The following is a 13,070-nucleotide window of genomic DNA, read 5'->3' as shown; positions in this document are numbered from 1 at the left end:
CGACGCATGCGTCGCTCCTACGACTTCGTATTCTTTACAGGTGCGCGGTCTTCGGGATGTTGTGGTTCATACATCCAGAAGTTAATCGGATTGTTCGGATCAGGTGTCCGTAGTCCGCGATTGCTCTTAAGGCTGACCCCAAGCTTGAGCTGTTTGCATCGATCATCAAACGTCTTAAGAACTTGAAAGCGTTCATTCTCGCTGCGTGTTGGTGATTCGTTCGCTGAATGCTGCTCGTTACCGAATAAAGTCAACTGGGACGATTGAGTATTGATCCACTGCTCGTATTTCTCATATTTTTCATAGGAGAACACGGCTAAACCGGCGAACAGGTCGGCAATTTGCAGCAGTAGATGTTGCTGAGACGATACCTGTCGAATCTCTTCGATACCAAATTCCTGGTGTAGCCTGACTCTGAAACCACCGCTAAAGAGCGGATGTTCTTCTTTGAAAGTCACACTTTTGGCTTTAAGGCAGTCCTGAATTGTCTTCCAATCAAAGCCAGTGTGCTCATCGGGATGAAGTCTCCAAACGGCATTATTCGGCCATCGTGCCCTCATCACATTGCGAAAAAGATGATAATACATCCGCTCGAGATTAGCGACGTCGTCTCTCCCCTTGATGCTGTGCCGACTGTCTTGAATATTCCAGATGAGCACATCTACACGTAACTGATCATTTCGCGCCTTTTCAATTGCGAAATGACACATCTTTTGCGCTGCAAATCGCTCTTTGGCACCATTTACCTTGTTCCACTTGAACTCGTGTATCTGAGATTCTCTGAGAAGACTGCAAAGTTCACGATTGAAGCTATCAAGATGGCAGATTGGCAAAGTCACCAACCCAAGACTGCGAAATCGCCCCGTATTCCAGTTGGACTCGTCGCTGAAACCAATATGCGTGATGGTTTGATTTGTCATAATCGCCCCTACCAAAACCATTCCGCATTATTCAGATATACCTAAGAATAAACTTCGACAGGAGCACGTTGCACAAAAAATATCTGTCTGTAATCACACCACTCGGAAGAATTTCGCGAAAGCAATGTTTTATCGTCAAACACATCCTGAAGGTCAGTTATCATCTGGCGATCTTACTTAGGTTGTTCTTCTCTTTACTGTATACTCCTGCCAAATTTCTTCAATACTTTTGTTTTTGAGCACCTCCTTAATTTTTTCAACTGTTTCTGGAGAATACCGCTTATGTACCTGACGACCGATAATGAACTCCTTGTAGTATTTCTGATCTCTCCGTAGATCAAGATAATCAACGACCGCTACAACTTTCGGTACAGACAGTCCAACCTTCTCGGCTAGCTGCTTCGCCCCAAGACTGTATATATCCAGTTCATTGATACGTCTTACAGCCACAACTGAAGCTCCAGGAGTACCTTCAGGCACGAGCTGAATTGGAACCCCTTCCTTCTTTGATAAGCGGAGAGATAGGCTCAATCCCGTTCCATCCGACGTAATCTCAACGGCGGCAGCACCCCGAAATAACTCAGGCCAGGAGCGGCCATGCGCTATCTCTTTCCCGATCTGTCGCAGCTCTTCGTCGCTCGGCTGGCCCTTCTCGCCCTTAAGGGTGGCATCCAGGATTGCAAGCGGACGGATGCGTGCCAGTGCTTGAACCTGTCTTCGCCGACCTGGTTCCAGAAGCTTCCTGATCTCGGCAACCTCAGACTCGAATAGGGTCACAAGGTCTGTAGGAACCACTGTTGAAATCGGTAACACACGCGACGGAAGGTAGCTGGCAAACTCCTTGCCAAAGACACTCTTCAACAAGTCCTGGAACAGCGTTACACCTGATTGAATATGCAGGTAGAGCTGTCCTTCGGATATATCAAGCAGATGATGCTGAGCTGCGTCTCGGAGTCCGTTGATCATTTGCAAAATAAGAGCCTGCTCCTCCGTTAAGTACTTAATCTCACCATTGCTTAAAGAGCGCCGCACACAAGCATCAAATCCAATCGTCTCGTTGGAACGTTTGTCACGGATGCGTCCGCCGCGATGGAGGATGGCAGACTTCATCAGCATTTCAAAGCTATGGTCTAGCATAATTAGCGTTGCGCTGACTCTTCCTCGATCATAGGGACGATTGAAGATCTCAATAGCAAGCAGAATCGAATCAAGCGCCTTCTCCAGCAAACGCTTTACCTCCCACTTCATAACCCCCTCTCCTGCAAAAACTTTTCCGCATCCTTCACTCGTATCTCACCACGGATGAGCTTCGGCAGCAGCGCATCGCGCAGCGCGGCGAGGGTGCGGGATTCGCACGATGCTCTAGTTGCCCTGGCAAATAGCTGCTTTACGGTTCTGCCGAACGCCTCGGCCACAGGAGCAGGTGGTGCGACAAGCAGGTAATGAGCAATAGCTTCTGTTTGTACCCGCTGCCTACCACTTGTGCCAGTCATATTCTGAATGGCGAAGTCACGGAAATTCTCACTGCGTGCCAAGCAGTAAGCAAACTCGGCAGGCAAAGGCTCTCTCGGTCTTAGTACAATGTACTCTGTTGAACCCCAACCAACTTGCCCATTTCGGAGAAAATCAACGAATGCAGTCTTCCCATTCTCCAAACATGGAGTGATTCGGGCAAGGAGCGTATCACCGTTTATGAAACGGGTGCCTGATCCAAATGGACGATCAACAACATCGCCAGGGACGTGACCACGAGTTGGCATATTTGCCATATCAAGGTAAGGAGCAACTTCACCCTTCCTTAGTACTCGCGGTGGGTTCAATTCGATTAGTTCTGACAGCCTCCCCACCCCCCATCCCTCCGGAATCTCCCCCAACTCCGAGTCTACCAGGCGTTCGGGGAACAGGTCGTAGAAATGGGCAGGCAGACCGGGCAGGGATTGACCGCGCTGCCAGCGGCACTCTATCTTCGCCCGCACCGGCTCGAAGTCGACGAACCACGCCTTGAACAGTGCCCGCGCCATCTGTTCCAGCGTCTCGCTCATGCGCCGGTTCAGCTCGATTTTGTCGTCCAGCGTGCCGAGGATGTGGGCAATGGCGCGTTGTTCGGGGAGGGGGGGGAAAGGGATCTTGGCATCCGCAATGTCCTCCGATAGCACTGCAGGGTAAGCAGCACCCTTTTCCCTTGAAACCAAATAGTCAGTGAAAGCTCTATCGAACACGCAAGCGTACAGATAACGGGGATGAATAACTTTGGGTTTTGGTCGTAGGACTGCAAATCCAGTAGACACAACCAAGTCAGGTTCAAACGTAGTGACGAAGAACCTTGAGCGCCTGTTGGGGCGTACCATTGAAAGAACTGTGTCACCCTCACGAATTAGACGCTTGGCGCGGCTTGGAGCTTCTGAAAGGCTGATTTGACTTGGTTTCTCAATGATTGTTCCTTCACCTACTGACGAAATGTCTATGTATCTTATGTGTAAGAAGGGCCAATTAGCACCAATTGCATCTGGATTGATCGTAGCCACATCTCCAAGCCTCACTGTCCCCCACTTATCCGCCATAGCTTAACTCCCATTTCACAACACTTCACTCTCTTCACTCAAGATATTCACGTGCAGTTCACAGGCTAACACCTATTACGGCGTTGCCAGTCGCTTCGCGATCATGGATTAACAATCCACAACGCATTTCTTACTCTCCGTTCGTTAAATAAGCCAGGCTGCTATTAAACGAAAACCGCAGATCGTTAAATAAGCGTCGGTTGTGTGCAGTCCAGCTATTTCCTTTTTGCCAGAGATTCTCACTCCTGGATATTTTTGTTCTCAATACCGTTGTCTTCACGGCGTGCTTCCCAGCACAAACCTGGCCCGCTCGCGCCGCAGCATTTCAAAGGGGCTCATGTATCGTATGTTCAGTCCGAGACAAACATTCGGGATTTTGACCCGATGCACAGAATTCTGCGGAATCTCATGGGTGACGACGGTGTGACCTGCCGCCAGTGCCTGCGCTACCAGGTAGTAGTCGGCAATCTGCAAGAACATGCTTTTGGCCGCCGGGCTGTAATTGGCTTGAGCGTTAACCCATCGAGCAACCACTGCAAGTGATTGTATAGTCGAAGCATCCGGTTTGAGGGAGAATGAATCGGGCAATTGCAACACCCAACTGGCAAGCTCATCCTGTCCTGCTTTAATCTCGTCGATCACCTTTTCGATAGTGAAAACGTTTCCTGCCTGGTGTTCACGAACAAGCCAATCCCAGAATGCTGGACAAAAATCCAGTCCGTAGTGCAGGTTCTTTGCTGAGATGAAGACATTGGCATCGAGCAGGTAGGCCATTACGCAACTATTCCCAGTTGTATGCTAAATTCACGAAAGGTAGACATATTTTTGAAACCAAGCAATCGGCTAGCTTCGCTAAAAGAGGTACGTCCCTCCCAGACAGAAATCGCTACCGCGCGAGCAAAGCGCTTGCTGACCCGTGCAGCAGTTGTCGAATAAAAATTGCCGCCGCTCGCAGCGGAAATCCGGCTGAGACGATCCACCTCTACTTCGTACTCCGCCCAAAGCTGCTCTCTCGTGAGATATTCCACGTCATACAGCCGCCGCAAGATCACCAGGGTGCTCACTTTGAATTGCCGGGAAAGGCGATCAAGTGTGTGACGCAGTTCTTCCCGTGAATACAGTTCCGACCGGAGTGCGGCAAGCGGCACGAGCAACTCAGCGGCAACCGCATTGCACCACCATTCTACGTCGTTTTCTGGTGTAGTTGTCGGTCCTACATCGGACAAAGCGGATTGGCCGAGCCACAGGTGGGCGAGTTCGTGGGCCAGCGTAAACATCTGAGCGGCTTTGCTATCGGCGCCGTTGATGAAAATCAAAGGGGCAAGAGGATCTGAGAGTGCGAAGCCGCGAAACTCCGCAGGGTTTAGCTTGCGGCGATTATTGCTGCCAACGACGCCATTCACCATAACGAGTACGCCGAGAGCGTCTGCCTGCTCGATGAATCGCCGCAGGGCATCTGTCCAGGAGGAGAGCTGTCTACGCTCTTCAAGATCGAAGCCCAGGGCTTGCCGAACACGTTCTGCTGTGGCGACAACATCGTCGGTAACTCGGACTGAACCAACGAACGACAGCGGAGGTTCGCCTGCGATCAGGGCAAATTCGCGGTACCACTCCTGCCGTTGCTGACAGAGGTAGATGGTGTCCAGAAGATCAGGCGTTGGGCGGCTGACACGGATGTTTCCAACAGTTCGAAGATCCGGGATCGGGATCGCCTCTGTTGGAGGTTCCGATAGGAAGAAAAACCCAATGGGCGTATGCGTGGCCTGAGCGAAACGCTCCAACTGCTTGAGTGTCGGCTGATCTTCTTCGTTGAGCCAGCGGTCGAGCCTGGGAAATTTTCCTTTCAGATCTTCCTCACGAAAACCTGCTCGCTCACAGGCCCAACGTAATAACGCAGGAGCAACCTGTATCTTCATCTCTTCTGCTCCCAAAAGCCCAGTTCTTGCAGATTGGCAACAATCGCCTCATCGAGTTTCGCCGCCTCAGCCTGTTGCTCACGGAGCTGGGCAACAAGCCACTGCATCTTCTCTGCGAACGGCTCATCATCATCTTCCCGCACCTCGGAGCCAACATAGCGGCCCGGAGTCAGCACATAGCCGTGTTTGCGCACATCCTCCAGCGACGCACTCTTGCAGAAACCGGGGATGTCCCGGTATTCCCCAGCGTCCGATTCCCCTCGCCAGGCGTGATAGGTACAAGCGATTCGTTCGATCTCTTCGTCGGTTAGCTCGCGATGGATGCGATCCACCATGCGACCCAGCCTGCGGGCGTCGATAAAGAGAATCTGCTTACGACGGTCACGGAACTTGCCATTATTTCGATTGCGGGCGAGGAACCACAGGCAAGCCGGAATCTGAGTCGAGTAGAAGAGTTGGCCCGGCAGTGCTACCATACAGTCGACAAGATCGGCTTCAATCAGTTTCCTGCGAATCTCACCCTCGCCAGATTGGTTGGAGGACATCGAGCCATTCGCAAGCACAAAACCGGCCACTCCCGCAGGCGCAAGGTGATGCACAATATGCTGCACCCAGGCGAAGTTGGCATTACCAACGGGCGGTATACCGTACTGCCAGCGTTTGTCGTTGCGCAACTGCTCACCGCCCCACTCTTTCATATTGAAGGGTGGATTTGCCAGAATGTAATCGGCTTTGAGGTCGGGGAAACGGTCATTGCGGAAGGTATCGCCTTGTTCGATCCGTCCATCAATACCACGGATGGCCAGATTCATCTTTGCTAAACGCCAGGTAGTATAGTTAAGCTCTTGTCCGTAAATACTGATGCGAGCACGAGCGCGGCTACCATTGCCGTTTCCCGTAGCATGGGCCTCGATAAACTCTACAGATTGTATGAACATCCCCGCAGATCCGCAGCAAGGGTCGTAAACCCGGCCTTGATAGGGTTCCAACATTTCCACCAGCAGGCGCACGACGCACCGGGGAGTGTAGAACTCACCACCCTTCTTACCCTCAGCACTTGCAAACTGCGAGAGGAAATATTCATAAACGCGCCCAAGCACGTCCTTGGAGCGGGCAGAGGCCGTGCCCACCGGGATGTTCGAGACAAGGTCGATGAGCTGACCCAAACGCTGCTGGTCCAGAGCAGGGCGAGCATAGTCTTTTGGGAGAACCCCCTTGAGAGAGGGATTATCTCGTTCCACCGCTATCATCGCCTGATCAATCAGTTCGCCGATGTTTGGCTGGCGAGCATTGTTGCGGAGTTCCACCCAACGGGCATCAGGTGGAACCCAGAAGACATTATCTGCCCGATATTCATCGGGATCTTCTGGATCGGCGTTGGGGATATTCTGAAGCCTCTCACGGTGCTCCTCGAAGGCGTCGGAAATGTATTTTAGAAAGATGAGACCCAATACAACGTGCTTATACTCAGCCGCGTCCATACTGCCGCGGAGAGCATTGGCAGTCTGCCAGAGTTGGGGCTCGAACCCTAAATTAGCGCCGGTCGTCTCGATAGCCTGGGCATGGTTCTTTCGTTTCGCCAATGTTTGCCTCCTTATCGACGCAATCGCACCGAGACCATGATACTGGCATCTGACAGTAGGGGGCGATGCATGCGTCGCCCCTACGTCTTTCGCATACCACAACCATGAGACGTTATATGTGTAGAAGGGCAAGACTATAGCGCTACAGAAATATCGATTATTAATACTGATAATAATTATATCAAATCACTGCATCATTCTGCTACATCACTGGTGATATAGCAAATGCTTCACACATGTCCGCAAGGGAATTTGTCTCTCCACAAACAATCAATCCATTATACAGCCCTTCACAACCTCTTCTCCACGCCCTCCCCCGTCATCCCTGTCGCATTGACGCTATGCAGCACGAATGCTATGATCAGCAGCGTTCCGAAGAACGGTGTTTGTGCGGAGAAAAGCAATGGAGCAAGAACAGATTATTGCCATCCGCGAGATCTACTGGAACATTGACCACACGGTCGGCGCAACTTTTCTCTATCTTACAGCGCTGGTCACAACAGTGGTCATGGCCTGGGGGATTTTGCGTGATATTGCTCGCTGGCGACGTGGTAAACCTGCGAACCGCATTGGTAACCTACTGGAGCGACTGCTTGAGTTCACCCGTCAAAGTTTAGGGCAGAAAAAGGTATTGCGCGACCGGCGGGCCGGTGTGATGCATGCCTTGATTTTCTTCGGTTTTCTGGCTCTGTTTATTGGCACCGATATTATTGCGGTAGAAGAAGATTTCACCATTCCACTGATGGGTGAGCAGGCCGGTAAGATTCTGGTCGGCGATTTCTATAAGAGCTACGAGTTTATCCTCGATACGCTGGGACTGGCTTTTGTTGCAGGTCTGTTATGGGCAACCTGGCGCCGTTACCGCACCCGGCCCGACCGGCTTGACAATCGGCGAACCGATGCCTGGGTGCTCGGTGTGATGCTTTTCCTCGGTATCGGGGGCTTTTTGATTGAAGGTCTGCGGATCGCGAACCAGACCATCGGCGGGGTATCGGTATACGAACAGGATTGGGCCAGGCTGGCGTATGTTGGATTTGCCCTCGCGACCCTCTTCCGGGCGATTGGGTTAGGTGATGGTAGTCCGGTGGCGTTGGCCATTCATCCGATCCTCTGGTATACCCACGCCGCGGCAACCGGGCTGTTTATGGCCTCACTACCGTTCAGTAAGTTTCGTCACATTCTGTATACCCCTCTCAATACCCTGTTTCGCGATCTCCAGCCCAAAGGCGCGCTCGATCCTATCCCGAATCTCGAAGCTGAGATCGAGAAGGATGAACCACGACTCGGCGTGACCACGCTGGCCGATTTGACCTGGAAGCGCCGCATGGATCTCGATGCCTGTATGCGGTGCGGGCGCTGTCAGAGTGTGTGCCCGGCGCATGCCAGTGGCGCGCTGCTGTCGCCCAAGTATTTGATTACGAAGATGGCCGACCTTCAGCGCGGTGATCCGATCCACTTCAAAGATGGCACTGTGCGCACCCTGGCCGAGTTGAGTGAGAATGGGACTACCGCCGAGACGCTACCTCTGGTGGGTACGATCATTGAGGCCGAAGAGTTGTGGGCGTGTACAACCTGCAATGCCTGCGTCCACGAATGTCCGGCAATGATCGAGCACGTTGATGATATTGTGGATATGCGTCGTTATTTGACGATGATTGCCAGCGAGGTACCGCAAGGGGTGAAGCGGGTGCTGGAGGGGATCGAACGGCAGAGCAATCCCTGGCGGCTGCCAGCCCGTGAACGCACCGCTTGGACGGAAGGGCTTGATGTACCGGTTCTGGCCGAAAAAGAGCAGGTGGAGGTGCTCTACTGGGTCGGTTGTGCGCCAAGCTACGACGAGCGTTCGCGCAAAGTTGCGCGGGCAATGGTGCAACTGTTACAGCACGCCGGCGTCGATTTTGCCATCCTCGGCGAAGAGGAGTGCTGTACTGGCGATCCGGCCCGTCGCATGGGTGAAGAGCTGCTCTTCCAATCCCAGGCCCAGCAGGCGATTGAAACGATGCATCAATACAAGTTTCGCACCATCGTTACCACGTGTGCGCACTGCTTCAACACTATCAAGAATGAATATCCGCAGTTTGGTGGTCGGGCCGGCGTTGACTATGAGGTCATCCATCACACCGAGTTTCTGGCCCGCCTGGTGCGTGAAGGGCGGCTCAAGCCCCACACCCCAATCCGCGAGCGAGTGGCCTACCACGATCCGTGCTACATCGGTCGCTACAACGACATCTACGACGATCCCCGCAGCCTGCTGGCAAGCATTCCCGGCCTTGAGCTGGTGGAAGCCCCGGAGCGCAACCGCGAACGGGCAATGTGCTGCGGCGGTGGCGGTGGGAATGTCTGGCTCGAACGGTGGGGTGAACGGAACGTCAATGTCATCCGGCTTGAACAACTCACGGCAGCTCAACCGCAGACACTGGCCGTGGCATGTCCATTTTGTATGGTGATGTTTGAAGACGCCGCCAAGAATACTGGACGCGCCGAAACGCTCCAGCGCCGCGACGTAGCCGAGTTATTATTAGAGAGTGTCCAGGGCGACGGCAACGCAGTTCAGGCAGGGTAAGCCCTTCAAGAGCGGAAAGACAATCTTTCCGCTTCCCACGTTGGGCAGCAGTAGAACGCCACGGGGGGCGGGGTGGGAACCCGCCCCTACATCGTGACAGTCATCTGGTCGTAAGACATACAGGGTGGTGTTAGGACGCCACGGGGGGCGGGGTGGGAACCCGCTCCTACATCGTGACAGTCATCTGGTCGTAAGACATACAGGGAGGTGCCAGGACTCTTGGCAGGGCGGGGTGGAAACCTATCCTCATAGTAGCAGACTCGAGGTTTATGTGTCTGGTATTGTCACCACCTGATGCAGGTTGCACCACCAGCGCAACGGCTATGGTATGATGGAGAATAGCAGCGTCTCGTCAGACGCCTATGCTAAATTTGGGGTCATATCCCATTGCAATGATCAAACCGCTTATTTCGGTTCTGCTGCCAATTCGCAACGCCGCTGCAACACTACCGGTGTGCCTGCAATCACTGGCCCGGCAAACCTTTACCAATTACGAAGTACTGGCAATTGATGATGGTTCGAGTGATGAGTCACCGATGATCATCGCAGCGGCAGCGGCTCGCGATGCCCGCATTGTGCCGATTATTGCCGGCAGAATTGGCTTGCCTGCTGCCCTCAATCTTGGGTTGACATTAGCTCGTGCTCCGATTATTGCCCGGATGGACGCAGATGACGCGATGCACCCAACCCGGCTAGAACGTCAATACCACGCCCTCCAGGTGAATCCTGATCTGGCGCTGATTGCAAGTCGGGTGGTCGCCTTTCCGGCGCGTGCAATACGCGCCGGCCTGCGCGAATATTTGCGCTGGCAGAATCAGGTGTTAACCTCGGAGCAAATAGCTGCCGAAATTTACGTTGAGGCTCCGTTCGTCCATCCATCGGTAATGTTTCGGCGGGCAGTCGTGCAAGAATTGGGTGGCTATACCGATCACTCCTGGCCGGAAGACTACGAATTATGGCTGCGGATGCACGCTGCTGGGATGCGGATGCACAAGCTACCAGGCAACCTGCTAGCCTGGCGTGAACATCCAACGCGAGCAACCCGAGTAGACCCAAGGTATGCACGAGACGCCTTTGACACCCTGCGTGCTACATACCTGGCCCGTGATCCCCGTCTGCATAGTGGACGACCACTGGTATACTGGGGAGCAGGGCGGGTCACCCGGCAGCGTGCCCGCCGCCTGATCGAACGGGGCTTTCCCCCATTTGCCTGGATCGACATCGATCCGGCAAAGATTGGACAGACTATCTGGGGAGCACCGGTACATGCACCAGCCTGGCTAAATCGACAACCGCGTCCATTCGTACTGGTCTATGTAACCAATCACGGCGCTCGCGATCTGATTGCTGGTTGGCTTGGGGAGATGGGATACCAGCCCGGCCGTGATTATTTGGGGGTGGGGTAACCAGATCACGTGATTACTGTCCATCACCCTCATCTTCGGGTGAGGTGATCAGACCGCTGTACAGAGATTGTAACAATGCCCGCAACTGTTTCACTTCGTGTTCCGACAGTGATCGCATCCGTTTACGCAACCGTTCGTGATGGCGCGGGCGCAAGTTACGCAACTTCTCGGCACCGGCATCGGTGAGACAAATCAGACTTACCCGGCGGTCGTTGGGATCAGGGCGACGCTCAACGTACCCTTTAGCGATCAAACGGTCAACGATACCGGTCAGATTTGAATTATCACACATCATGCGGGCGCTGATTTCGCTCAATGGTACGCCGCTACGTGAGGCATAATTCAGGATCATAAATTGAGGAACGGTCAAATCCTCACCGCGCAGATCGTAGCGATTATACATCTCAAGCATCGAGTGAACCTGACGCAGCAAGGTGTAAGCCTCAAGCTCAGGCGTCATCTCACTGTTCTGGTGCCATCCGGTAGGCTCGGTGGAGACGCTCATGGCTTTCTCCTCACTAGTGCGCTGGAGACGCAAGGGCGTAAACTTATGAGTAGATGATAATAGGTGACTGCCGTATAATTCCTTCTCGTCTTAACTATATCATGGTTTTTGGTTGTATGTCAATCTTGTTTCAAATGAAACAGTTTCAACTTGCAAAGGGGGCCATGTGCAAATACCACAACCGCGCTACGAGCAGATCGTGACGATGGCATTCGTAAACGCCATCGGCCTTGCCGTTGTCTTTTTAATGGATAGTAGTCCGGTAAATGCCCGTTTTGTGTTTGGTGGTGATGTCCCGGAAATCAGTTTGTCGTGGGTGATTATCGGGACACTAGTCGCTTTAGCAGCGATAGCAACCGAGTGGATCTGTCGCATTCATCCTCACCCACATGCCTGGATTGTGCGATCAGTAGGGCCACTACGCAATGTAACCCCAGCTTTATGGGTATTACCTGGATTGAACATTATTGCCGCATATGCGTTCTTAAAGCTCTTCAATCCGGTGTTGGGAAGTACTGTCTTTTTAGTGACACTGGTTGTATCCTCTGGGACACTCGTTGTCATCCTGGTAGCCCAATATTTCAATTTTCATCGCCAGGCCGAGATACACATGCCAGCACAAATTGTGCTCCATGTTATCGGCTACATCATCGCGTTTAGTATTTTCAGCGCTATTTACTACACTCGCTACCGCACTCTCTACTCAGCGACAATGGTTGCCCTGGTGGCGGGAGCGCTCATCTATGCACTGCTTAACCTTCAACGTCGCCCGGTATCGGTAGGCATTGCCTTGATTGCCGGTTTTGGGATTGCCGAGTTAATGTGGGCACTGAACTACTGGCAAACGACCTTCTTACTGGCCGGTGTGGTTCTGCTGGCGGTGTTGTATGTGGTAATTGGGATTCTCGGCCATGCCTGCATCGGTCAGCTCAATCGGCGGCTAATCCTGGAATATGGTCTTGTCGGGAGCGTCCTGATCGGTAGTGTCGCCTTTCTGTCGTTGCAGTGAGGTGCCGCTGATCCATAATCGGGCTGGAAGTTATCTCGCTCAGCATTGACGAGTCAGTATGCAACACGTTGCCACCCTAATTGGACAGCACATGCGATTGTATACGCTAAATAGGGCTTGCAGATGAGCTGAACGTCCTCCCTCCCGACTCTGCTCCCGCCGTGCGAGAAAGGGGAGCATAGAGAGCTGTGCCTGGCTTCCTGATGCGGTAGTAGCATCTATTTCAAACACGTTTACTAGAAGTTATCTGAATTCATTCCTGACCGACTCTATGCTGGTCACGAGTACATCTAACATCCCCGTGACCAGGATGGGTAACGATGCACCACGCGCTGGATCGTGAGCACGGCTGGTGCGGCAGCGTGGCTGCCGCACGCCAAACGTCGCGACACGAGCATGGCGAGCGGGCAAGGCAACCCATCCAGCCCGTGATGGTACGGCTGGAGCGGTGCACTGCCACCGGGCCAGGAGCCGGGGCGACTGTCGTTGGTAATTGGCAAGCGTTCATGCGCCTGGGTGACGGTCTCGTAGCACGAGAGCACAACTTTTATGAAGTAAGTTCTAGCTGCGTTAGCTTACGTATGCTGCCCGCTCTTAAACCTGAACC

Annotated in this window: 10 protein-coding genes; 3 read left to right on the top strand and 7 right to left on the bottom strand. The window is 53.1% G+C overall.

Annotated elements, in window-relative coordinates:
- Nucleotides 1-17: 17 nt before the first annotated feature.
- The 6 genes from CAUR_RS09495 to CAUR_RS09470 form a co-directional block, all read right to left on the bottom strand.
- Nucleotides 18-920 carry a DUF3800 domain-containing protein gene (locus CAUR_RS09495; RefSeq protein WP_015909126.1) on the bottom strand — a complete coding sequence of 301 codons (903 nt, stop codon included), beginning with the start codon at nucleotides 918-920 and terminating at the stop codon, nucleotides 18-20.
- A gap of 177 nt (nucleotides 921-1,097) precedes the next feature.
- Nucleotides 1,098-2,168, bottom strand: a complete 1,071-nt coding sequence (locus CAUR_RS09490; RefSeq protein WP_012257685.1) for a DUF3644 domain-containing protein — start codon at nucleotides 2,166-2,168, stop codon at nucleotides 1,098-1,100.
- A complete protein-coding gene (locus CAUR_RS09485; RefSeq protein ID WP_012257684.1) occupies nucleotides 2,165-3,481 on the bottom strand; it encodes a restriction endonuclease subunit S in 1,317 nt (438 codons plus the stop codon). Before CAUR_RS09485 ends, CAUR_RS09490 begins: the two co-directional genes overlap by 4 nt.
- Before the next feature lie 276 nt (nucleotides 3,482-3,757).
- Entirely contained in the window at nucleotides 3,758-4,255 is a 498-nt protein-coding gene (locus CAUR_RS09480; RefSeq protein ID WP_012257683.1) for a DUF4411 family protein, read from the bottom strand.
- Entirely contained in the window at nucleotides 4,255-5,397 is a 1,143-nt protein-coding gene (locus CAUR_RS09475) for an ImmA/IrrE family metallo-endopeptidase (protein WP_012257682.1), read from the bottom strand. The genes CAUR_RS09480 and CAUR_RS09475 overlap by 1 nt, the downstream gene beginning before the upstream one ends.
- Nucleotides 5,394-6,980, bottom strand: a complete 1,587-nt coding sequence (locus tag CAUR_RS09470) for a class I SAM-dependent DNA methyltransferase (protein ID WP_012257681.1) — start codon at nucleotides 6,978-6,980, stop codon at nucleotides 5,394-5,396. The genes CAUR_RS09475 and CAUR_RS09470 overlap by 4 nt, the downstream gene beginning before the upstream one ends.
- 403 nt (nucleotides 6,981-7,383) lie before the next feature.
- Here CAUR_RS09470 and CAUR_RS09465 point away from each other — a divergent pair, with 403 nt between their 5' ends.
- Together CAUR_RS09465 and CAUR_RS09460 are read left to right on the top strand one after the other, a co-directional pair.
- The gene (locus tag CAUR_RS09465) at nucleotides 7,384-9,543 is read left to right on the top strand and encodes a heterodisulfide reductase-related iron-sulfur binding cluster (protein ID WP_012257680.1); all 2,160 of its coding nucleotides are present in this window, start codon (nucleotides 7,384-7,386) and stop codon (nucleotides 9,541-9,543) included.
- A gap of 392 nt (nucleotides 9,544-9,935) precedes the next feature.
- The gene (locus CAUR_RS09460) at nucleotides 9,936-10,949 is read left to right on the top strand and encodes a glycosyltransferase family 2 protein (RefSeq protein ID WP_242605114.1); all 1,014 of its coding nucleotides are present in this window, start codon (nucleotides 9,936-9,938) and stop codon (nucleotides 10,947-10,949) included.
- 13 nt (nucleotides 10,950-10,962) lie between these two features.
- Here the strand turns inward: CAUR_RS09460 and CAUR_RS09455 are convergent, their stop codons facing one another.
- Entirely contained in the window at nucleotides 10,963-11,454 is a 492-nt protein-coding gene (locus tag CAUR_RS09455; RefSeq protein WP_012257678.1) for a MarR family winged helix-turn-helix transcriptional regulator, read from the bottom strand.
- Between the two features lie 166 nt (nucleotides 11,455-11,620).
- Here CAUR_RS09455 and CAUR_RS09450 point away from each other — a divergent pair, with 166 nt between their 5' ends.
- Entirely contained in the window at nucleotides 11,621-12,463 is an 843-nt protein-coding gene (locus CAUR_RS09450; RefSeq protein ID WP_012257677.1) for a DUF5656 family protein, read from the top strand.
- Nucleotides 12,464-13,070 lie beyond the last annotated feature (607 nt).

This window comes from Chloroflexus aurantiacus J-10-fl, from assembly GCF_000018865.1.
Classification (GTDB): Bacteria; Chloroflexota; Chloroflexia; order Chloroflexales; family Chloroflexaceae; genus Chloroflexus; species Chloroflexus aurantiacus.
The sequence above is the reverse complement of the archived record's forward strand: the minus strand, read 5'-3'. Positions and strand labels throughout refer to the sequence as shown.

Bases quoted from the DNA above. Each gene is read 5' to 3' on its own strand.
- CAUR_RS09485 (WP_012257684.1), bottom strand. From the start codon at position 3,481: ATGGCGGATAAGTGGGGGACAGTGAGGCTTGGAGATGTGGCTACGATC.
- CAUR_RS09465 (WP_012257680.1), top strand. From the start codon at position 7,384: ATGGAGCAAGAACAGATTATTGCCATCCGCGAGATCTACTGGAACATT.
- CAUR_RS09455 (WP_012257678.1), bottom strand. From the start codon at position 11,454: ATGAGCGTCTCCACCGAGCCTACCGGATGGCACCAGAACAGTGAGATG.
- CAUR_RS09490 (WP_012257685.1), bottom strand. From the start codon at position 2,168: ATGAAGTGGGAGGTAAAGCGTTTGCTGGAGAAGGCGCTTGATTCGATT.
- CAUR_RS09480 (WP_012257683.1), bottom strand. From the start codon at position 4,255: ATGGCCTACCTGCTCGATGCCAATGTCTTCATCTCAGCAAAGAACCTG.
- CAUR_RS09460 (WP_242605114.1), top strand. From the start codon at position 9,936: ATGATCAAACCGCTTATTTCGGTTCTGCTGCCAATTCGCAACGCCGCT.
- CAUR_RS09495 (WP_015909126.1), bottom strand. From the start codon at position 920: ATGACAAATCAAACCATCACGCATATTGGTTTCAGCGACGAGTCCAAC.
- CAUR_RS09475 (WP_012257682.1), bottom strand. From the start codon at position 5,397: ATGAAGATACAGGTTGCTCCTGCGTTATTACGTTGGGCCTGTGAGCGA.